This window comes from Pseudomonas sp. PB105 (assembly GCF_009764655.1).
GTDB classification, from domain to species: Bacteria; Pseudomonadota; Gammaproteobacteria; order Pseudomonadales; family Pseudomonadaceae; genus Aquipseudomonas; species Aquipseudomonas cyclaminis.
In genome coordinates this window covers 25,478-46,907 of sequence record NZ_RWIO01000009.1, presented here as the reverse complement: position 1 = coordinate 46,907, position 21,430 = coordinate 25,478, and the positions used below count along the sequence as shown (strand labels likewise).

Here is a 21,430-nt window from a genome sequence, read left to right as displayed (position 1 = left end):
TGGAAGAACGCAATGAATCAATTTGCGATTCTGTACGGAGATCGATTTATCAGGCCGACCTGGTAAAGATGGCCTGCCTGACGGCAGGCCGTAACCGGCCCGAACACAAAAAATCTGACACTCTCGAAAAAGCCGTTCGCTCAGCACGGAATTGAAGTTCGGAGATCGGCAATTGGTAAGTCCTACGTGTCATCAGTTCGCGGTAAGGTTCTTCTTGCCCGGTGTATTGATTATCTAAACTTAGAACCGCGGGGCCACAATAAAGACCCTGAAGCTTGGCGAATCCATCACCATTTAACCGTCCTTCGTATGGGGCCCCGGCACTGTCGTAGATAGTAAATGGAAGACCGCCATAGGGCTTTCCGCTACCTGTTTCATCCACTAAGCAAAAGCTCACCCATGTCCCTCGCAACGAGCACGCGGGCATCCTGTCACTGAAAAAAGCTCGCTTCCATGCGTCCTGCATCATGATTTCACTCCTTTACACTGCACGTTGGATAGACATCACATATGCGCCCATCCGGCATTTTTATGGGCGTGAAGTCCTTGGTATTACTGCCGCAATACGCGTGCAGATCGTCGAAACTTTTACCTCTGCAACGCCTCCACCCGCCAGGAACAGCTATCCATCTATCGTCAAAAGCCGGATGTTCCACCTCCGTTAAGGTCAGCACCACCCTGAGCGTCTTCCCACGTAGCTCATCACGCTGTGCAACCCCACCTGCGCCTTTTTTTTGCAGTTGACCCGCCGCGCCCAGTGAACGGCATTGCAGAATCTTTCTGATCCCATGAATAGTGCCTACCGTTCGAAACAACCACTGACATTGACCCGGCAGTACCTGAACACCGGACTCAGGCATCCGGGACGTATCAAGGCGATCAACAATGGAAATACCCCCAATATCCCCCCCAACATCCCCATCCCGTGTCCCCCATTTCGCATAAAAATCAAACTCCACGCCACGCAACACCAGCGGGCACCCGTCCACTGTTTCATTCAGCGGCAAGTGATAACTCACCCGACTGGCCGCTGCTTTGTAGTCTGTAAAAAAGACCTTGCGCTCCGGCCGCTTGCCTCGGCGCCTTGGCAACGTGCAGGCCTCACCCGTCGCGGGCCCGTAGTTGGCAGCTGTTTTAAGTTCAAATTGCGGCGGCAAATCCACCTGCAGCGTAAAGCTATCGACCGGCTTTGCCGCGCACCCCCACAGCCCCGCCATTCCCAGCGCAAGCGACACCCCCAAGATGCGTCTAGTCATCTGCTTTCTCCATCCGGTGCCACTGCTGCAACACCCGTTGGAAATGATCTTCGGGGGGTTCTCCAGCGGTTGGCTGCCAACGAATACCACTGTCGCGAGTGGCCTCTTCCAACCGTCGCACCACCAGAAACTCAAGTTGTTCAGGCCTGCGCCATTGCCAAGCGCGAGCTTGTTCCAGCACCTGGGTCAACCAGACTCTGGGGTCTTGGAATTCGACCAGCGCCGCCAGGCTTTCACTGTGCTCAGCCAGCAGATAACGCAAGATATTGGCGTGCAAAATGGCGTGGGCATTTGGGTTGGGTATGTTCAGCCAAGGCGCTGGATCAGGCACCGAATAGTCACCGGGTAACGGGTTGTTCCCACAGTGCCAGCGGCCTTCATGCCAGTAGCACACACTGATCAGCGGGCCAAGGAATGCTGGCCACTGCTCACTGCTCAGGTGGTTCAGCGCCCGCGCCAGCGTACGATTGTCGTGAAAGCGGTACAGCGCCTGGTTACCTTGCGGCCCGACCAGCAGCCGGTCGCGCCAATGTTGCGTCACGCCCGTCAGGTCCACGGTGGGCAAACTGCCCAACCAGCCCCAATTCGTCTCGGGTTTTTGAAGAAGATCCAGCAGCGCAGGCTCGCCGACCTGATCCAGCAACAGGATCAAGGGGCCCGCCGTGGCGATTTCCGCCAGCGGGGTTTGTGCATAGAGGCTGCAATACTCGGGTAAACCCCGCGCTGCCAACATCGGCTGGCGGGCTGCGTTCTCGCCTTCAAGTATCAAGCACAACCTGCGCCCTGCCTGCAGTTGTTGGCTCATCCATTGGCCTGGAAGAGTGTCCATCAGGCCGCCCTCTCACTGACATTGCACAGCCCTTCTCGGCAGCACTCGCACACCGCACAGAAGTCCGCGCCCAGTTCCCTGGCCAAGTGCATGATGGCGCCCTGGACAACGGAGACTTTCGGGCGCTCAACAACCGATGCAGACTTCGCCGAACGGATGGCGGACGGTGTGCCACCCAAGGTGATGGGCCGACTGGCGAAAATGCCGCCCGCCTGGATAACCAGGTGCTCTCCACCGGCTTTGAAGCTCAGGTGCGCACCTGCGTCGATCACCAGGCTGACACCGGCCTTGAGATGCACCTGTTGCCCCGCTTCAATCACCAGGGTTTGCCCGACATACGTCTGGCTATCGCCCTGCACATCCAAGTGATCGCTGGCTTTAAGTACCACCTTGCGATCACCCGTGACGTGACGATGTTCTTCGCTTTCCAGGTGAACCGTGCTTAACCCCCGAATGATTTCCCGCCGCTCACCCGCGACTTCCAGGTGAGCGTCATGCCCCACCCGCTGTTCAAGATCCCGTTGAGCGCGGACGTAAATAAGTTCCTCGCCACGACGGTCTTCAACGTGCAACTCGTTGGAACCGCCGCCGCCCAGGGTACTGCGGCTGCGCAAGACACTGCGGGTCTTGTGTTGCGGCAAGGGATAGGTCGGCATGTGCAACGCGTTGGGCAGGCACCCGTGGACCAACGGCTGGTCCGGGTCACCTTCCAGGAAGGTCACCAGTACTTCCATGCCCACCCGTGGGAGCATCGTGGTGCCAAACCCGTCACCGGCCCAAGCCGACGCCACCCGTACCCAACCACTGCTTTTGTCGTCGGTCTTGTCCAGCCGGTCCCAGTGAAACCGCACTTTCACCCGGCCGTACGCATCGCAATGCACCTCCTCACCGGCAGGCCCGGTCACCGTTGCGGTCTGGGTGCCGTTGATGGTCGGCTTGGGGTGTTTGAGGGGCGGTCGATGCGTCACCCTCCACGGTGTCGCCGTGAAGCGGTTGCGATACCCCTGGAAGGTGCCGTCCTCACCTACTGCCTCCTCCAGCACCTGCGGCTGATAGCCCTCATGACGGACCGAGGTAATCAACCACAAATCGTTGCAAAGCGGATCTGGATGGTCACGCAACTCAAGAAAGTGCCCACTGCACAGCGCCGGTTGGTCGCTTTTGCCCGACGCACGATAACGGTCGCGCTGATGGCGTTCCAAGCCTCTGCGAGCCAGGCGCAAACCCCGTTCATGGCCACTGAACCCGGCGGGATAGCGGTAGTCTTCAAGGGATTGTTCTGCTGTGGAACCCGCAGCGGCCTGCAGGCGCAGGGACGGATGCTCGAAATCATGATCACGCCGCACCGTTTGCCCACTGCGGGTACGAAGCCGCACATCGAAACGCTGGATAACCCGAGTGTCAGCCTTCGGTCCGCCTGCTGGGGAATAACGCTGCGCGGGCAAGCGGCGAAACACAGTCTGGTCATCGCCAAACACCAGCACATGCGCGTCTGCGCTGTGACGGAAGTGGTAATGAATGCCCTCCTCTTCGCACAGCCGCTGGACGAACTGCAGATCGGTTTCCGCGTATTGCACACAGAACGTGCGCGGCGGGTACACCACCGGGCCCAGCTCAAAGACATGGCTGTCGGCCAAAATGCCGTGATGTTCAAGGACTGTGGCGATGATCTGGGGAACGCTGCGCTGCTGGAAAATCCGCTGGTCGCGCCGGTGGGCAAGGTAGGCAAGACGCGGTGCCAGCGTCAGGTGGTAGCAGGTGAGTCGTCGACCCGGATCCTGCCGGCCGATCGCGTAAACCTGCCCGTGCAGGCCTTCGCTGGCTTCACCGAAATCCAGGTAGGCGGGTTGATGAAGCAATGCCTCCAGGTCAAGGTTGGGGTCTTCGCTGACGCCCTTTATCTGGATGAAATACGGTTGATCGAGAAACTCCTGGCCTTTGAATTCAAGTACCTGGAAGTCTGTATTCATACAGGGAAATATCAACTTGAAACGTGAAGAAACAAACGCGTCAACCATCCTTTGTTACCCGCCAATGTTATTGCCAATCTGAATTTTTATCCGGCTGAGCACTGAATAAATGCCGATAAAAAACGCCTGAACGCCGCAAAGCTTAGCGATCCCAGGAAAAAAATCGGCCCTGTTAAAGTAAAAAAGAAGTTTCGTACGGCAAAGCTAGAAGTGTCTTTTAGGAAACAAAGAATCGAGGCCCTAGACCACTGAATTAAAAAAGAAATCCCCTACAACAACTTGCAGTTAAATAACTAATAGATAGCGAAACGGCTGACAACCACTCAGGGCTTCAGCCGTTCAAACAGGTTTATGCCTGAGGCGATGCAGTCCCAAAAAGACTGACGCTCAGTAGCGTTTCAGCCTGCGTCTGCAAACGCACTGGCGCAGTGCCACCCGGCATCACCACCGCCACTTCACCACCTTCGACCCAACCCGCTCGCCACGCCGCACATGCCACGGCACTGGCGCTGGTGCCGGAGGACGCCGTGGGGCCCTCTCCCCGTTCGAACACCCGGGCAATAATCCGATTGCCGGACTGCCGGGCCGCCCACTGCAAATTGACCCCCGCCAAACAGGGCTGACCACTGCCTGCCGGGGGCGCAAAGGCTATTGCCTGCAGTTGTTCGAACAGCGCGGGCTGCTGCATCAGCAGGTTGTCCGGCAAGGCTGAAACGTGCTCGACCAACGTCACGCAATGGGGATTGCCCACGCGCACAAACTGGCTGTGGGTCCACTGCGAGTCAATCGCCGCCAACGCTGTTACGTGGCTCAGTTCAGTACCGCCGAGCAACGCCTGCTCGACGCCGTGCGCGCCCACCGCCGACGGCCCGAAAACGGGCAAACCCAATGCCAGCCAGAAGCCCTGGCGGTGCTCATGGACGGCTGGCTCGACCCGCGTTGCTACCGGCGACCACGCATCAGATTTGTCATGATGCACGCGCAATTCACAGGCTTGGGTCATCAGGCCCTGGTCGGTGAGTGCCTGGGCAAAAATCGTCAGCCCGTTGCCACTGCGTTCGGCCAACGAGCCGTCGGTGTTGACGATCAACAGGTCAAACGGCGGCTCGGCCTGGAAAGGGCCAACCAGCAAGCCATCACATCGGTGGGCTTTCGCATTGGCTGGACGCGGCGTCGAACCCCAGTCGCACTCCGACGTTATCGCCAGGGACGCCCAACGCTCGCGAGCACACGCGGCCTGCGCGGCGCTATCGGGCAGCTCGATACCCCGGCCGCGTAAAAACGCAGGGCTGACTACGCCATAAATATTGCCCCGTGCATCATAGAACCGGGTCATGGCGCCGCCTGCCTGAAAATCTTCATCGTTTAGTCCGTTCGATTGCCTACACACTGGAACAGCAGCGTATTACACAACAAAGCGTTTGTGGGAACCCGGCTCGATCCCCAAGGCCTGATGTGCAAGGATGTCGCGCCGGACATCGTTCGTTGAACGCAAAACCAAGGATTCTTCATGACTGCCATCCCCACCTCAGCGCCCGTGGTTCCCGGGCGACTGGAACAAATATCGACCCGTATCGCATTTTTCATTGCCGGCTTCGGTATTGCAGCCTGGGCGCCGCTGGTGCCCTATGCCAAGGCGCGTGCGGCGTTGAGTGATGGCACGCTGGGTCTGCTGTTGTTATGTCTAGGGGTGGGGTCGATCATCGCGATGCCGGCTGCGGGTGCGTTGGCATCACGCTACGGTTGCCGACGTGTACTGAGCGCCGGCACGGTCATGATCTGCCTGGCCTTGCCGATACTCGCCACGGTCAGCTCGATTCCGTTGCTGATCGCCGGGTTGTTTCTGTTTGGCGCGGGGCTGGGCACGGTGGACTCCACGGTGAACCTGCAAGCCGTCATTGTTGAGCGCGCGAGTGGCAAAACCATGATGTCGGGCTTTCATGGTCTGTTCAGCCTGGGCGGCATCGTTGGGGCTGCGGGGGTTGCCGGGTTATTGGGGTTGGGCCTGTCGCCTCTGCAAGCAACGCTGGTAGTGATCGTCATCATGGCGGTGGCGCTGCTCAAGGCCGCGCCGCACTTGCTGCCCTACGGCAGTGAAAGTTCGGGCCCGGCGTTTGCGATTCCCCACGGCGTGGTGCTGTTTATCGGCTGCCTGTGCTTTATCGTTTTTCTGGCCGAGGGGGCGGTACTCGACTGGAGCGCGGTGTTCCTCAGCGCCGAGCGCGGGTTGGATGAAGCCTACGCCGGCCTGGGTTACGCCGCCTTCGCCTTGACCATGACCGCGGGACGCCTGACTGGCGATGCCATCGTACGGCGCCTGGGCGCTACGCGGGTGATTATTGCGGGGGGTTCCCTGGCAGCCGCCGGGGTCTTTCTCGCCACATTGTCGCCCGCCTGGGAGATGGCGTTGCTGGGTTACGCGCTGGTGGGGGCCGGCTGTTCAAATATCGTCCCGGTGCTCTACACCGCCGTCGGCAAGCAGACCCTCATGCCGGAGCATATCGCTGTACCCGCCATTACCACGCTAGGGTATGCCGGTATTCTGGCCGGGCCCGCCATGATCGGCTTCATTGCTCACGGCAGCAGCCTGGCAAGCGCCTTCCTGTTGATCGGTGGATTGCTGGTGGCCGTGGCAATCAGCGGAAAAATACTGCGGGTATAAATGAAATAGAGCATGAGCTTCTTGAGTCGCTCAAGAAGCTCCCTCAGAACGCGCGTTCAGAGGCCTTTTTCTTTTTTCTCGTTTTCCATCCAGCGGTCAACGCTGTAGTTCTTGATCCAGCCGTCATGGTTATGGCTGCCAAAAATATTGGTGCCGTTCGCCTTGTTACTGTCCAACGAGTCGAGCAAGCCTCGCTCAACCAAATTCTTGGTGATATACACCTGGTTCTCGCTGTATTTTTTCTTCGGGAACCCGGTCGCCGGATCCCGCACGGTCTGACCATTTTTATCCGTTTCGTCAGGGTCCTTGCTCATCTCGATAATCGTGTCTTTTTTTACATAGCGGTGCTTCTCAAAAAAGAAACTGTAGTCTTCCGACCTATCGCGTATGTCATCAAACATGGCTCTGAATGCCTGGACCAGCTGCAGATCGGTTTTCGCATGGTACGGATCTGCGCTCTGGGTGTTGGGGTTGGTATTGCCAACCAATGAACCAGAGGCCTTGGACAGACTTTCAGCGGTGAGGTGTCGATCCTTTCCAAGCACCGCCTGGTTCAAACGCGGGCGGTTGACTGTCTCCCGAAACAGCATGATGACGCGCTCGGGGACCGCGCTGGTGCTCGGGTCCTCGCTCGCGATCTTGTGCATCGATTGCTGGGTCAGGTGCCCGTCTTCCTTGAATGCATCCAGTACTGGCAACTTCAGATTGTTACTCAAGTCGGTCGCCAGCAGGTGGTCGTCCGAACTGACGTAAGGATTCCCGACTTTCGACATGCCACCGTACATGTTCTGACCGTCAAAATGCCGGGCGGCACCGTTGGCGAATCGATCGGAATAAGGCTGTGCAACGGGGAGTGCCTTGCCCAGCGCACGCGAATCTACCGAAAATCGAGCATGCCCCCCGCCTCCGGGTAGCGCATCAGCGGCTTTCGGTACTGTACGTAATAAATTATCAATCCTGCTAATCATGGTTCTTCTCCACTAAATGTTGACTCCATCGCCTAAGCACTGACACAGGCTGAGTGGCGTTCATGCATCAGTGGTTCCTCCGAAAGGCCGAGCAAAATTCGACTAACTGTAACCATCTGCCCGCCCAGGGACCGACTCGCATCACCCCGGCATACTTAACGCCTGGGCAGCTTGAGCTTGCTCCAGATACTCGGGAAGAGTGAGCACGGCGAACTGGACGCCTGTTCTTCTGCCACCGTTCGAGCGCCCTTGTCGAAATCCTCGGCGGTAGGTGCCTTGAAGCTGCTCTTGGGCGACGACGTGAGATTGACCTGCGGGGGTGGCATGACCAGCGTCGCAGCGTTGTACTGGGCGTGGCGGGGTTCAAATGATGGCGAATTCATGGTCAAGACCTTATCCGGTAGATAAAGGCACCCGCCGATAGCCAGTGGCGGAGGTCGTTTTCTAAGCCGTGGCGTTGCGTAGATGATGTGTTCATGATTGAACGTGCGGCTCATGCATGCGCATTTTACTGCCGGGTGCCCCGTGCTGCGCGGCACGAGGCAGTCGGGGGGTCTAACCCAGCAGGCTCAGCAGCTTCAACAGTTCGGATCGCGTAGCCTTTCCGTCACGCAACGGTCCAAAAATATTGTCCATCAATCCACCCAGGTTCGAGCGCGCCATGACCTCCTTGGACAATTGGATGAGATGATCCCTATGCCGATCACCGGTCAAAGGTTGCGACGCGAGTTTTTCGAACGTACTCAGCTCTATTGAACGGTTCCAGAACCCCCCCCTTCAACGCATTAAAATGCCTGAGCACGTCCAAGACGATGTCTTTGTCGGTGGCGAGTTTCAAGGGGTTGTCGGAACGCAGATAGCTCTTGATGTCATTCCTGGACAAGCGGTTATCCAATTCACCTGTCCGACCGTTTCGATCCAAGGCCTGCATCAGTTCCGGACGGCGCACCAGCTCTCTTGCCAGGCGAATATTGCTGTCAATGTGCGGATTACCGGTCAATGGGCGAGCCGCCATATTGTGTACGCTTTGGGTCGTGACCTCTCGCGACGGCCATGGCCCCCGAAAGGCATCATAATTTTTCAATAACTGCTCGGCCAGTTGCTCTCCAGTTCGCTTGGAATAATGAGGATCCGGCCGCGAGGGATTCGGACGCGGTGGCGGGCCTGGATTTGGTCGCACGCCCTCAGGCAGCGGACGCGCCGGTGGGCCCGGATTTGGCCGCACCCCCTCTGGAAGCGGACGTAACGGTGGGCCCGGGCGCAAGTGGCCGTGACACGGTGCCGGGTGCCTCGGTGCGCTATCAAACATCAGCCCGGATTGGCGGCCTTGAGTGTTGAAGGTCACGCCTACCGTCTGCTGGCGACTTGCAGACGGATGAGGTTGCGCAGGACCGGACGGGGCACCTGCGTGTGTGTCGTGATTGGGGGACTGTGTAGCAGGTTGGTTGAGTACTGATACCGACATTGAGCTCTCCAGTTCGGTTTTTTCAGGCGCCTCACCTCGCGGACCCAGCCCTCGACGTCAACTAACCGTCAAAAAAACCAGCGCAAGCAGGCTCTTTCTGTGTGGCAGGACAGGGGAAGTCGGTTCCTGAAAGTGCTGAAGTTTTCCAATACCGCGTAGGAAGAGCCCAACAGGCGCTTGCCGTGCAACCTGTGCATGGCCGCCCCTGGTCGGGAGGGGCGGCGACATCTGGATGTCAGCGCAGAATCAAAACCCGACGCTCGCCTGCACAAAGAACGTACGCGGCTCGCCCAGGTACAGCCCGGCGTTGTTGTCGCTGGAGCGCGTGTAGTGCTGCTGGTCAAACAGGTTTTTCACGCCCACGCCCAGTTTCAGGTTCGACAGGTGCTCGCCGAAGTCATACCCGCTGCGCACGTTGACTGAAACATAACCGGGGATATCACCGTATTGGCCGTCTGCCGTGCCTTGGGTGACGTAGGTGCTGGTGGTGCCCGGTGCGCGCTGGCCGGACTGGGCGTAAACGTCCAGGTTATGGGTCCAGCGGTTGACGTCGTAGCGCAGGCCCAACGTGGCCACTTCCCGTGAATACAACGGCAGGTCACGGCCCTTGAAGGGTACGTCACCTTCGGAGGTGGCCTTGGTGTAGGTAAAACCGGCATTGGCGGTCAGGCCGTCCAGGCGTGGGTCCAGGTTCGACAGGTCATAGTGAGCCGACGCTTCGATGCCGGTGTGCTTGGTGGCGCCCAAGTTGGTCCAGCCCACGGCATTGCTGACGTATTGCAGTTCATCCGAGAAGTCGATGTAGAAGTACGTCAGTTCGCCGCCCCACACGCTGTCGTTGTAGCGAGTACCGACCTCGTAAGTCTTGGCCTTTTCCGGGTTCAGGCCGTTGGCGGTCTGGTCGCCGGTTCCGCCCTGGCCCAGTTGGAAGTACTGCAGGCTGCCGAAAGACGTTTCGTAGTTGGCGAACAACTTCCAGGCATCGGAGAGGTGGTACATCACGCTCAGGGCCGGCAGGGGTTCGTTGTTGTGGACCTCGCGGCGTTTTTCCGAGGTGCGGGTGCCGTTCAGTGCAACCACTGGGCGGTCGTGCCACTCGGTGCGGATATCTTCGAAGCGAATTCCAGGCGTCACCGTCCACTTGCCGATATCGATTTTGTTATCAATATAGAACGCGTTGGCTTCGGTACCGCCTGTGCGGTCTTGATACACGTGGCCGTCACTCTGCCCTCCCGGTGTCGGCACGTTGTTGATCAGGTTCAGGCTGGTGGCCTGCTCATGCATGCCTTCTTTGAGGTAGCGATAACCGACGCTGACTTCCTGGGTGCTGGGGCCCACATCGAACACATGGGACACCCGCGGCTCGATGCCGAACGTGTAGTAGGTGCGCGGGTAGGAACCCAGGGTCGCGAGGTCGCGGTTGGCGATGTTGCTGCCACGGAAACTGTCGGAGTAGTAGGTCAGCACTTCGGCCTGGGTACGGTCGTCGATCTGCCGGATGTACTTGAAGGACACATCCTTGCGCCGCCCGCTGAAATTGTCCCAGTCGCGCACCGACTGGTACGGGTTGGCGTCGAACTGCTTCTGGGTGAGGCCGCCGGGCATGTCGGCGCTGGCGTCGTAGTAGTGGAGGTTCAGCGAGAAGTCGTCTTGATCGGTGGGTGCCCAGTGGGTCTTGAGGATTACGTCGTCGATGTCGTTGGAGTTGTTGCTGTTGCGATAACCGTTGCCATTGACCCCGGAGTACAGCAGCGCAACGCCGATGCCGTTGTCGGCCGTGCCGCCGATGAAGGCGTTCTCGATGTGCTTCCAACCGCCATGGGCGGAGGTTTGCAGGGTGGTGCCGACCTCGCCGGAAAATGTCTGCGGGATCGCACGGGTCACGAAGTTGATCACGCCGCCGACGTTCTGCGGCCCATAACGCACGGAGCCGGCGCCACGCACCACGTCGATGCTGTCCAGGTTACCGGCGGAAATCGGCGCCATCGACAGCTGTGGCTGGCCGTACGGCGCGAACGCCGCCGGCACGCCATCGATCAGCACCGTGGAGCGTGGCGACAGGCGTGACGTCAGGCCGCGCACGCCGACGTTGAGGGAAATATCGCTGCCGCCGGTGCCGTTGGATTCCTGCACCTGCACGCCAGGCACGCGACGCAGCACGTCACCGACGTTCATCGCGCCCTGCTCCACCATGGCTTCACGGCGAATCACCGTGCGGGCGCCAGGATGGTTTTGCACAACTTCGGCATTGGCATCGCCGAGCCAGTCGCCGACCACGCGGATGTCGGTGGCGCCCAATTCCACGGGAGAACCGGCCTCACCCGTGCCGACGCTAAGCGGGCGCAGGGTCACGGAACCGGCGTCGATCTGATAGTCCAGGCCACTGCCTTGCAGCAATTGGCGCAGGGCTTGTTCGGGAGAGAGGTTGCCGTCGACAGCAGGTGACTGTTTGCCCGCGACCATGTCGGGGCTGAAAAACACCTGCAAGGACGTTTGCTGGCCCAACTGGCTCAGCGCCGCGCCCAGGGGCTGGGCCTGGATATGGATAGCGTCGGCCGCATAGGCCGCAGGCAGTGCGGCGCTGACGGCAAGTGCCAGGGCCAATGGCGCCCAACGGGAGATTTTATTGTTGTTAACGGCGAGTATTTTCACGTCTGACCCAGTCCTGTGATCGCAAGAGTATGCGGCTGTTAATGCAAACCAGTTGCAGCTGCAGGAGAAGACGATGGGCGCGGAGAAAACCTGAACCTCAGCGTGAAATAATTTCCTGGCTGCCATCCGGCAGGGTTCGCAGGGTTACCGGCAGGATGTGCGGCAATGCTTTGAGCAAGGCATCGGTGTCGTTGGCTTTGAACACGCTGGTCAGCCGCAGGTTACCGACGGCAGGCGAGCTGACGCGCAGCGGTTGCTCGCGGTAGCGCGACACTTCCCGCGCCACTTCCCCCAGCGTCGCGTCGTTGAACACCAGTTTGCCGCTGCGCCAGGCCGTCAGCTCATCGGTATTCACGGCGTAGGACGCCGCCACCAGCCCTTTGCGGTCCACATGCGTCCCCAGGCCCGCCGTCAGTGTCACCACCTCATCCGGTGAACGCCCTTGGACCTTCACGGTGCCGGCCTCAACCATCACCCGGGTCTGGTCGTCATCGCGGCGCACATCAAAGCGCGTGCCGGTGACCGTCACCTGCCCTGCCCCGGCCGCGACCACAAAGGGGCGGCTGGTGTCGTGCTCGACGCTGAACATGGCTTCGCCCTGTTTAAGCTCCACACCGCGCCGGCTTTTTTCGTAGTGCACCGCCACCACGCTGCGGCTGTTCAACTCCATCACCGAACCGTCCGGCAGTGCCACCTGGCGATGCTCACCCAGGCGCGTGCTGAACTCGGCACTGTAGGGCTTCGGATGATCAAGGCTACTGAACAGGCCCAGCCCCAGGGCAATCGCGACCACACTGGCCGCGACGGCATAACGCAGCACGGCCCGCCGCTTGGGAGGCGCCTCGCATAACGCCTGCAAACGGGCCTTGGGCAGCAGGTCGGTGGCACTCCACAGGCCTTGCAGCACATCGAATTCATACTGGTGTTCGGGGCTTTCAGCGCGCCACGCGTCGAAACGCTGGCGCTCGGTGGCGTCCAGCTCGGCGTCTTGCAGGCGTACAAACCATTGCGCGGCTTCATCGCGGGCACGGCTATCCATCATGGAAGGTCCTGTTTCAGAGCGAGCTTGAGTCATGGGGCCAGCGCGTCCAGGCGGTCACGCAGATGCCGCAGGGTGCGGATCATATACTTTTCCACCATGTTCTTGGACAACCCCAGGCGTTCGGCGATTTCCTGCTGGGTGAGGCCCTCGATTTTCTGCCAGATAAAAATCTTGCGGCAGTTGAGCGGTAACTCGGCCAAGGCCCGCTCGATGGATTGCGCCAACTGGATCGCGTGCATGGCATGCTCCGGGTCGCCACTGTGGGGTGAGCGCTGATCAAAGTCTTCCAGGGCGATGGCGTCGCGGCGGTCCTCGCGGCGGTAGGCGTCCACCGCGATGTTGCGCGCCGTTTGATGCAAATAGGCGCGCGGTTGCGTGATGTCGGTGGAGGTGGACTCAAGCACCCGCACAAAGGTGTCGTGGGCCAGGTCTTCGGCCTGCTGACGGTTTCTCAGGCGGCGCGTCCAGGTTCCGATCAACTCTTCGTAGTGCTCGAAAAAGCCTGTTCTGCGGGGCGGCTGAGGGATCATCGCGGAGGCACTGGGGAGGCGGGGCGTGAATAGTAATGCTTCCTATTAAGTGGAGCAATTGCTACCTGTCGCCCGCCGGCTGCCCCGTGGATGAACTTACCTTGTGCGCCATCAGTCAGCTAACTGAACTCATCAATTAACAGGCTGGGTGGGCAATGCACATCTCGTTGGAGCAACAAGTGGCACTGGTGACGGGCGCCAGTTCCGGAATCGGCGCTGGCGCGGCCAAGGCCCTGGCGCAGGCCGGGGCTGCGGTGGTGCTGAACTACAACCGCCAGGCCGCCCCGGCGCAAGCACTGGCGGCGCAGATCAACGCCGACGGCGGCCGGGCGATTGCCCTTGGCGCCGACGTGTCCAAAGAGGCCGATGTAGAACGGCTGTTCGCCCAGACCCTCGATGCGTTCGGCCACTTGGATATCCTGGTGGCCAACTCCGGCATGCAGAAGGACGCCGCCGTGGTCGACATGACCCTCGACGACTGGAACAGCGTGATCGGCGTCAATCTCACCGGCCAGTTCCTCTGTGCCCGCGCCGCGCTGCGTATCTTCAACCGCCAGGGCATCCGTGAAGGTGTGTCGCGGGCGGCGGGCAAAATCATCCACATGAGTTCGGTGCACCAACTGATCCCCTGGGCCGGGCATGTGAATTACGCCGCGTCCAAAGGCGGCGTGGAGATGCTGATGCGCAGCCTCGCCCAGGAAGTCAGCGAGCAGCGCATCCGCATCAACGGCATCGCGCCAGGGGCGATTCGCACGGCGATCAACCGCGCCGCCACCGAAGGCGTGGCGGAAAAAGAGCTGCTCAAGTTAATTCCATATGGCCGCGTCGGCGATGTGGAAGACGTGGCCAACGCCGTGGTCTGGCTGGCCAGCGACGCCTCCGACTATGTGGTCGGCAGCACCTTGTTCATTGATGGCGGCATGAGCCTGTATCCGGAGTTTCGTGGCAATGGTTGATTTGAAGAAGGTTGATTTTAAAAACGAAGCCCAGAGCGCCATCGATGCCCACGGCATCATCGGCGACATGCGCAGCGCCGCGCTGGTGAACGATAAAGGCAGCATCGACTTTTTCTGCTGGCCGGAATTCGACAGCCCGTCGATCTTTTGCGCGCTGCTCGACACCCCCGACGCCGGCATCTTCCAACTCACGCCTGACCTGCCCAACGCCCGCCGCGAACAGATCTACCTGCCGGACACCAATGTGCTGCAAACCCGCTGGCTCAGCGATGAAGCCGTGGTGGAAATCACCGACCTGCTCAGCATCAGCGAAGAAGTCGATGACCAGCCCCTGCTGATCCGCCGGATACGCGTGGTCAGCGGCCAGGCCAACATTCACCTGCGCTGCGCCGTGCGCCACGACTATGCACGCACGCCAACCACCGCTTCCCTCGATAACGGCACTGTGTGCTTCAACGCCGATGACCAGCCCGGTATGCGTCTGTCGAGCAGCCATCCGTTGCAACTTGAAGACAACGCGGCCGTGGCGAGCTTTACCCTGACTCAGGAAGAAGGCGCCGAATTTGTCCTCGGCGGCCAGGACGATGAACGTGTCGACAGTCGCTGTACCGACCTGGCGCTGGCTCACACCTTGAAGTTCTGGCGTGGCTGGATCGCCCAATCGAACTACCGCGGGCGCTGGCGCGAAATGGTCAACCGCTCGGCGTTGGCGCTCAAACTTCTGACCTCGCGCAAACACGGCGCAATCATTGCTGCCGCCACCTTCGGGCTGCCGGAATCACCCGGCGGCGAGCGCAACTGGGACTACCGCTACACCTGGATCCGCGATGCGTCGTTTACCGTCTACGCCTTTATGCGCCTGGGCTTTGTCGACGAGGCCAATGCCTACATGCGTTGGCTCAAGGGCCGGGTCAGCGACTGCTGCGGCCAACCGACCAAAATCAACATCCTGTATGGCATCGACGGTCGCCAGGAGTTGCCTGAAACCCACCTGGATCACCTGAGTGGCCACGGTGGCGCCAGGCCGGTGCGCATCGGCAATGAGGCGGTCGACCAGATCCAGCTGGATATTTATGGGGAGTTGATGGACGCGGTGTACCTCGTCAACAAGTACGGCGAAGCCATCTCCCACGAGGGCTGGAAACACACGGTAGAAGTCGTCGATCAGGTCTGCGAAATCTGGGACCAGAAAGACGTGGGCATCTGGGAAATGCGCGGCGAGCAACACCACTTCCTGCATTCGCGACTGATGTGCTGGGTGGCCCTGGACCGTGCAATCCGCCTGGCTTCCAAACGCTCGTTGCCGGCGCCATTTGCGCGCTGGGACAAGACGCGCCAGGCGATCTACGCCGACATCTGGAGCAACTTCTGGAACGACGAACGCGGGCATTTTGTGCAGCACATCGGCAGCACGGCGCTGGACGGTTCGATGCTGCTGATGCCACTGGTGCGCTTCGTCGCGGCCACCGACCCGCGTTGGTTGAGCACCCTGGACGCGATCCAGAAAAGCCTGGTGCGTGACGGCATGGTCTACCGCTACCGCAACGACGACAGCCAGATCGACGGCCTGCAAGGTACCGAAGGCGCATTTACCGCGTGCTCGTTCTGGTACGTCGAATGCCTGGCCCGCGCCGGCCAGGTGGAGAAAGCCCACCTGGAATTCGAACAACTGCTGCGCTACGCCAACCCACTGGGGCTGTACGCCGAAGAGTTCGACAGCCATGCACGGCATCTGGGCAACACGCCACAAGCGTTGAGCCATTTGGCGCTGATCAGCGCGGCGACGTTCCTGGACCGCAAGTTGAGTGGGGAGAAAACGGTGTGGCAACCTTGAGAGCTGGTCGGTAAGGCGCCGATGCATCGCACTCCAAATGCGTGGCGCATTGACCGACACACACTCAAGGGCTGACACACGATTCTGTGGTGAGCGGGCTTCTGTGGTGAGCGGGCTTGCCCCGCGCTGGGCTGCGCAGCGGCCCCCAAACCAGGCGCTGAGTTCTGATAGGAAAACCTTATTGCCTTTATTGGGGCTGCTGCGCAGCCCAGCGCGGGGCAAGCCCGCTCACCACAGAAGCCCGCTCATTACCACAGGGGGCTTGCTTCCCTTCAAATGCGCTAACGCTGGCCAACCACGGAGCCCAACCATGACCCTGACCGCCCCATTGCTCCACGTGCAAACCTCCGTGCTCGACATCCACTACGAGGCCCACGGTCGTGCCGATGGCGAGCCGGTGATCCTGCTGCATGGTTTCCCTTACGACCCGCGTGCTTATGACGCGATTGCGCCGGTGCTCGCCGAGCGCGGCTGCCGGGTGTTGGTGCCGTATCTGCGCGGTTATGGGCCAACGCGATTTATCAACGCGCAGGCCATGCGTTCCGGGCAACAGGCGGCGTTGGCCAGGGATCTGCTGGATTTCATGGATACTCTGTGCATCGCGCAGGCCACGCTGGCGGGTTATGACTGGGGCGGGCGCGCCGCGTGTATCGTTGCCGCGCTGTGGCCACAGCGGGTACGCGGGCTGGTGACCGGGGACGGCTACAACATCCAGGACATTGCCAAGTCGCTCGCACCTCGGGCGCCGGTGACGGAGCATCGGTTGTGGTACCAGTATTACTTTCATACCCAGCGCGGTGTGGACGGGTTGACCGCCAACCGCCGCGAACTCTGCGAGCTGCTGTGGTCGCTATGGTCACCGTCCTGGGCCGAGGGGCCGGCTCTGTATGGGCAGACCGCACCGTCCTTCGATAACCCGGACTTTGTCGAGGTGGTGATTCACTCCTACCGCCACCGCTTCATGTACGCGCCCGGCGATCCGGCGCTGGAAGCCATCGAGCAGGCGCTGGCGCTGCAACCGGCGATCTCGGTGCCGAGCATCTCGTTGTGCGGTGCCGATGACGGCGTAGGCCCGCCGCCGGAAGAGGACGACGACCTGGAGCACTTCAGCGGTTTTTACCGACGCCAGGTGTTGCCCGGCGTGGGCCACAATATTCCCCAGGAAGCACCGCAAGCCACCTTGGATGCCGTGCTGGAATTGCTCGCCTACGACACCGCGCAAAAGCGCTCGCGATAGGCCTGGGGCGTGACTGACAAGGCCCGCAAAAAGCTGCGGCGCAGGGTTTCTTCACAACCAAATCCGCACTGCACGGCGATGCGTTTGATTGACGCGTTGCTGTCCGCCAATTGCCGGCGGGCGGTTTCGACGCGGATCAGTTCGACGGCGCGCGCGGGGGTCTGCCCGGTTTCGGCGCGGTAGTGGCGCACGAAGCTGCGCTCGCTCATGCCGGCCTGGGCGGCCAGGGTCGCAATGTTCAACTCCAGGGTGAGGTTTTCGGCCATCCAGGCGTGCAATTCGGCGAAGCGGCTGTCGCCCTTTTGCAGCGACAGGGTCACGCTGAATTGCGATTGGCCGCCGGGCCGCTTGAGAAACACCACCAGGTGCCGCGCCACTTCCAGCGCGACTGCGCCGCCGAGGTCTTCTTCCACCAAGGCCAGGCACAGGTCGATGCCGGCGGTCACACCGGCCGACGTCCACACCGCGCCCTGCTGGATGAAGATCGGGTTGGACTCCACCGTCAGCGAAGGAAACCTGCGCGCCAGCTCTTCGCAGCGCGTCCAGTGGGTCGCCACGCGGCAGCCGTCGAGCATGCCGCTGGCGGCGAGCAAAAAGGCGCCCGTGCACACCGAGGTCATGCGCCGGGTGTGCCGGGCCTTTTCCCGCACCCAGTCCACCAGTGCGAGGTCTTCAGAAGCGCCGTACACACCCCAGCCGCCGGCGATCACCAAGGTGTCGCACGGCGCATCGACGGCGGGCAACGGCTCGGCCACCAGGGCCAGGCCCGCAGAGGTCATCACCGGTTCACGCTGGGCGGCGATCACCGAGACGGCGTAAGGCAACGGCAGGCCGCGCTGGCGGGCCATGTCATTGGCGGAGGCGAACACCTGCAACGGCCCGGTCACGTCGAGCACCTGGGCGTTATCGAAAGCGAGGACGTGGACAATTCTGGGCATGATTGGCGTGATTCGTGGGGTCAATGGCGTATTCGCCAAAGCCTAGGCCTCTAGAGTGAAGCCGTCCACCCCTTATCGGAGCATTCTTGATGACCTTGCAGATCGGCTTTGTGTTGTTTCCCGGCATCCAGCAACTGGACCTGACCGGCCCTTATGACGTGCTGGGCTCGCTGCCGGATGTGAAGTTGCACCTGGTGTGGAAAGACCTGGCGCCGGTCACGTCCAGCACCGGGTTGGTGTTCACACCGACCACCACCTATGCCGTCTGCCCCAACCTGGATGTGCTCTGCGTGCCCGGCGGTTCCGGCGTCGGCGCGCTGATGGAAGACCCGGCCACCCTGGACTTCCTCAAGGCCCAGGCCCAGACCGCGCGCTACGTGACCTCGGTGTGCACCGGCTCGCTGGTACTCGGCGCGGCGGGTTTGCTGCGCGGCCGCAAGGCCACCACCCACTGGGCCTACCACGACATGCTCGCCCCGCTCGGCGCCATCCCGGTGCAGGAGCGCGTGGTGCGTGACGGCAACCTGTTTACCGGGGGCGGGATCACGGCGGGGATCGACTTCGCGCTGGTCCTGGCGGCTGAGTTGTACAGCGAAGCGGCGGCGCAACTGGTGCAGTTGCAGATCGAATATGCACCGGCCCCGCCGTTCGAGTCGGGCAGCCCCCAGACGGCGCCCGCCCATGTGCTGGAAGAGGCGAAGAAGCGCACGGTGGAATCGCGCCGGGTGCGCGGCGAGATCACCGCACGGGCGGCGGCGCGGTTGGGCTGACGCTGTAGCGGGCAAGGCTTGCCCTGATGCCAGTCAGTTGGGGCGCGACATCACCGCCAGGCGCACGGCGAGCAGCATCAGTACCGTCGCCAGACCCCACTTCTGCAGCCAGGCGCTGTGTGTGCGCCTGGCAAAGAACCGGCTGAGCCCGCCACCAAAACACCCCAGCAGTGCGTGAAACACACCGGCAATCACGGTCAGCACGCCGCCAAGCACCAGCAATTGCAGGGCGATAGGCCCGGCCTCGGGCCTTACGAACTGCGGCAGGAACACCAGAAAAAACAGCAATGCCTTGGGGTTGAGCAAGCTATTGAGCATCGCCTGCCAACCTACTCGGCCCAAGGGCACACGGTTGATGTGGGCCATGCCCAGACCAGGGCGTTTCTGCAAGGTCTTGAACACCAGCCACAACAGGTAGATCACCCCCGCATACCGGATCACATCAAAGGATGGCGGCCAACTGGCGACCAGCGCCGTCACCCCGCTGGCGGTCAATACCGTCAGCAGCAGGTCCGCCACAATGATGCCCAGCGCCGACGCTATTCCACCGCGCCAGCCGTGAGTCACGCCGTGGCTGACAACAAAGGCCATGTTCGGTCCCGGAGACAGCAGCAACAGCACCACTGCACCGGAAAATATCGCCAGGGTCGTCACGTCGATCATGCTCAGCCCTCCGTCGGGAAAGCACGCAGCCTAATCGGCCGGCCTTGGGCAAACAAAAAATTGTGCTGGATACAATGCCCCCCGGTGATTGCTCATTGCCACGGCCAACGTCTAGAATGCGAAACATTATCAATTAAGACTGCTGCGCCAGGATGCCCATGTCGAGCGATCACCCACTGGACCATGCCGCTATCGGCCAGCTGTACCATGCCCATCATTCCTGGCTGCGTAGCTGGTTGAGCCGGCGCACCGGTTGCCGCGAGCATGCCGCCGACCTGGCCCAGGAAACCTTCGTGCGCCTGCTCAATACGCGCAAGCAGCAGACGGTGCAGCAGCCCCGCGCGTACCTGAGCAGCATTGCGCGCAGCCTGATGATCGACCAGTACCGCCGCCGTGAACTGGAGCGCGCCTACCTGGAAAGCCTCGCGCATTTCCCGCAGGTGCAAGTGCCGTCGGAGGAAACCCGGCGGTTGATCCTCGACAGCCTGGAACGTATCGACCGCCTGCTCGACCAACTCAAGCCACGCGTGCGCGAGGCGTTCCTGCTGGCCCAACTCGACGGCCTGACCTGCGCACAGATCGCCCTGCGCCTGAACGTATCCAAGGCCACCGTGGAACGCGACCTGGCCAAGGCACTGCACGCCTGTTATCGGTTGCGATATGCCGAACGATGACCCGCGCCTGGTCGACCAGGCCATCCAGTGGATGATCACACTGCGCTTCAACACCGCCGACGATGCCAGCACCGCCGCATTTGACCGTTGGCTGCACACCAGCGCCGAACACCAGCAGGTGTGGCAGCGGGTGGCGACCATGAATGACGATTTCAGCCAGTTACCGGCCCAGGTTGGGCGCCATGCCCTGCGCGGTGCGCGCCAACGCATCAGCCGCCGTGACGGCTTGAAACTGCTCGGGCTGGTGGCCGGCACGGCTGGTTTGACCTGGCTTGGCCGCGACTACACGCCGCTGCCCGCCATGCTGGCCGATTACCGCACCGTCACCGGGGAACGGCGCTGGGTGGCGCTGAACGATGGCAGCCACATCCAGCTCAACAGCGCCAGTGCCTTCGATACGGCGTTTGATCAGGAGCGGCGCCTGGTGCACTTGCGCCAGGGTGAAATCCTGGTCAATACCGGCGGCGACAGCCGACCCTTCTGGGTGCAGACCCGCGACGGTTACCTGCGCGCCCTCGGCACCCGTTTCCTGGTGCGTGAAGACGCCCAAGGCACGTTGCTCGCCGTGCAACAGGGCACGGTGGCGCTGTTTGCAGACCGCCATGACGCCAGCGCCCGGCAGTTGATCCAGCCGGGCGAACAGGTGCTGTTCGACCGCCATGGCATTCGCCCTCCCCGCGCCAATGGCCTGGACCCTTGGGCCTGGAGCGACGGCGTGATCAGCGCCCGCAACATGCGCCTGGATGACTTCCTTGCCGAGCTGGGACGTTATCGCAACGGCCTGCTACGTTGCAGCGAAGCGGTCGCCGGGATGCGCGTGTCGGGCACCTATCAGTTGGACGATACCGATCAAGTGCTCAGCCTGGTGGCGCATTCGCTCAAGGTCGACGTCACCTACCGCAGCCGTTATTGGGTGACCGTCTCGCCCCGCGTATAACCCGTCAAAAATAAATGAGGTGAATTCGCATTGCCGCTCGACCTGTA

19 protein-coding genes and 1 pseudogene are annotated in these 21,430 nt (G+C 61.2%); 7 read left to right on the top strand and 13 right to left on the bottom strand.

Annotated elements, in window-relative coordinates; translation table 11 throughout:
• Window positions 1–124 precede the first annotated feature (124 nt).
• The 5 genes and pseudogenes from EJD88_RS27110 to EJD88_RS01695 form a co-directional block, all read right to left on the bottom strand.
• Window positions 125–469 (bottom strand): annotated as a pseudogene (locus EJD88_RS27110) (lipase family protein); the annotation flags it as partial.
• Between the two features lie 4 nt (window positions 470–473).
• The gene (locus tag EJD88_RS01710) at window positions 474–1,256 is read right to left on the bottom strand and encodes a hypothetical protein (protein WP_178117103.1); all 783 of its coding nucleotides are present in this window, start codon (window positions 1,254–1,256) and stop codon (window positions 474–476) included.
• Complete coding sequence (locus EJD88_RS01705; protein WP_158876420.1) at window positions 1,249–2,085, bottom strand: DUF4123 domain-containing protein; 837 nt, start codon at window positions 2,083–2,085, stop codon at window positions 1,249–1,251. Before EJD88_RS01705 ends, EJD88_RS01710 begins: the two co-directional genes overlap by 8 nt.
• Window positions 2,085–4,103, bottom strand: coding sequence for a type VI secretion system tip protein VgrG (locus EJD88_RS01700; RefSeq protein ID WP_158876418.1), 2,019 nt, complete (start codon window positions 4,101–4,103; stop codon window positions 2,085–2,087). The genes EJD88_RS01705 and EJD88_RS01700 overlap by 1 nt, the downstream gene beginning before the upstream one ends.
• 301 nt (window positions 4,104–4,404) lie before the next feature.
• The gene (locus EJD88_RS01695) at window positions 4,405–5,391 is read right to left on the bottom strand and encodes a diaminopimelate epimerase (RefSeq protein ID WP_158876416.1); all 987 of its coding nucleotides are present in this window, start codon (window positions 5,389–5,391) and stop codon (window positions 4,405–4,407) included.
• 174 nt (window positions 5,392–5,565) lie between these two features.
• Here EJD88_RS01695 and EJD88_RS01690 point away from each other — a divergent pair, with 174 nt between their 5' ends.
• Window positions 5,566–6,717: an MFS transporter gene (locus EJD88_RS01690; protein WP_158876414.1), complete on the top strand. Its 1,152-nt coding sequence runs from the start codon at window positions 5,566–5,568 to the stop codon at window positions 6,715–6,717.
• 56 nt (window positions 6,718–6,773) lie between these two features.
• Here EJD88_RS01690 and EJD88_RS01685 read toward each other — a convergent pair whose 3' ends face one another.
• From EJD88_RS01685 to EJD88_RS01660, 6 genes are all read right to left on the bottom strand, one after another.
• Window positions 6,774–7,685 carry a hypothetical protein gene (locus EJD88_RS01685; protein WP_256673641.1) on the bottom strand — a complete coding sequence of 304 codons (912 nt, stop codon included), beginning with the start codon at window positions 7,683–7,685 and terminating at the stop codon, window positions 6,774–6,776.
• 155 nt (window positions 7,686–7,840) lie between these two features.
• Complete coding sequence (locus EJD88_RS01680) at window positions 7,841–8,068, bottom strand: hypothetical protein (protein ID WP_112196935.1); 228 nt, start codon at window positions 8,066–8,068, stop codon at window positions 7,841–7,843.
• Window positions 8,069–8,388: 320 nt separating this feature from the next.
• Window positions 8,389–8,700 carry a hypothetical protein gene (locus EJD88_RS27105; RefSeq protein WP_256673640.1) on the bottom strand — a complete coding sequence of 104 codons (312 nt, stop codon included), beginning with the start codon at window positions 8,698–8,700 and terminating at the stop codon, window positions 8,389–8,391.
• 696 nt (window positions 8,701–9,396) lie between these two features.
• On the bottom strand, window positions 9,397–11,802 hold the full coding sequence (locus tag EJD88_RS01670) for a TonB-dependent receptor (protein WP_158876412.1): 2,406 nt from the start codon (window positions 11,800–11,802) through the stop codon (window positions 9,397–9,399).
• A 97-nt stretch (window positions 11,803–11,899) separates the two neighbouring features.
• Window positions 11,900–12,844: a FecR family protein gene (locus EJD88_RS01665; RefSeq protein WP_158876410.1), complete on the bottom strand. Its 945-nt coding sequence runs from the start codon at window positions 12,842–12,844 to the stop codon at window positions 11,900–11,902.
• A gap of 29 nt (window positions 12,845–12,873) precedes the next feature.
• The gene (locus tag EJD88_RS01660; protein WP_099584858.1) at window positions 12,874–13,374 is read right to left on the bottom strand and encodes a sigma-70 family RNA polymerase sigma factor; all 501 of its coding nucleotides are present in this window, start codon (window positions 13,372–13,374) and stop codon (window positions 12,874–12,876) included.
• Between the two features lie 155 nt (window positions 13,375–13,529).
• Here EJD88_RS01660 and EJD88_RS01655 point away from each other — a divergent pair, with 155 nt between their 5' ends.
• The 3 genes from EJD88_RS01655 (at window position 13,530) to EJD88_RS01645 (ending at window position 17,401) form a co-directional block, all read left to right on the top strand.
• Window positions 13,530–14,330 (top strand): glucose 1-dehydrogenase, encoded by an 801-nt coding sequence (locus EJD88_RS01655; protein ID WP_158876408.1) that lies wholly within the window; start codon window positions 13,530–13,532, stop codon window positions 14,328–14,330.
• Window positions 14,323–16,164, top strand: a complete 1,842-nt coding sequence (locus tag EJD88_RS01650) for a glycoside hydrolase family 15 protein (RefSeq protein ID WP_158876406.1) — start codon at window positions 14,323–14,325, stop codon at window positions 16,162–16,164. The genes EJD88_RS01655 and EJD88_RS01650 overlap by 8 nt, the downstream gene beginning before the upstream one ends.
• Before the next feature lie 310 nt (window positions 16,165–16,474).
• Window positions 16,475–17,401: an alpha/beta fold hydrolase gene (locus tag EJD88_RS01645; RefSeq protein WP_158876404.1), complete on the top strand. Its 927-nt coding sequence runs from the start codon at window positions 16,475–16,477 to the stop codon at window positions 17,399–17,401.
• Here the strand turns inward: EJD88_RS01645 and EJD88_RS01640 are convergent.
• Window positions 17,371–18,339 carry a GlxA family transcriptional regulator gene (locus EJD88_RS01640; RefSeq protein WP_158876402.1) on the bottom strand — a complete coding sequence of 323 codons (969 nt, stop codon included), beginning with the start codon at window positions 18,337–18,339 and terminating at the stop codon, window positions 17,371–17,373. The two genes, EJD88_RS01645 and EJD88_RS01640, sit on opposite strands and share 31 nt — an antisense overlap.
• 89 nt (window positions 18,340–18,428) lie before the next feature.
• Here EJD88_RS01640 and EJD88_RS01635 point away from each other — a divergent pair, with 89 nt between their 5' ends.
• Entirely contained in the window at window positions 18,429–19,109 is a 681-nt protein-coding gene (locus EJD88_RS01635) for a DJ-1/PfpI family protein (RefSeq protein ID WP_158876400.1), read from the top strand.
• Between the two features lie 33 nt (window positions 19,110–19,142).
• Here EJD88_RS01635 and EJD88_RS01630 read toward each other — a convergent pair whose 3' ends face one another.
• On the bottom strand, window positions 19,143–19,772 hold the full coding sequence (locus tag EJD88_RS01630) for a LysE family translocator (RefSeq protein ID WP_112194441.1): 630 nt from the start codon (window positions 19,770–19,772) through the stop codon (window positions 19,143–19,145).
• Window positions 19,773–19,930: 158 nt separating this feature from the next.
• Between EJD88_RS01630 and EJD88_RS01625 the strand changes: the two genes are divergently transcribed.
• Window positions 19,931–20,446, top strand: a complete 516-nt coding sequence (locus EJD88_RS01625) for a sigma-70 family RNA polymerase sigma factor (protein ID WP_158876398.1) — start codon at window positions 19,931–19,933, stop codon at window positions 20,444–20,446.
• Complete coding sequence (locus tag EJD88_RS01620) at window positions 20,433–21,383, top strand: FecR domain-containing protein (RefSeq protein ID WP_158876396.1); 951 nt, start codon at window positions 20,433–20,435, stop codon at window positions 21,381–21,383. Before EJD88_RS01625 ends, EJD88_RS01620 begins: the two co-directional genes overlap by 14 nt.
• The last annotated feature ends 47 nt before the right edge of the window (window positions 21,384–21,430 follow it).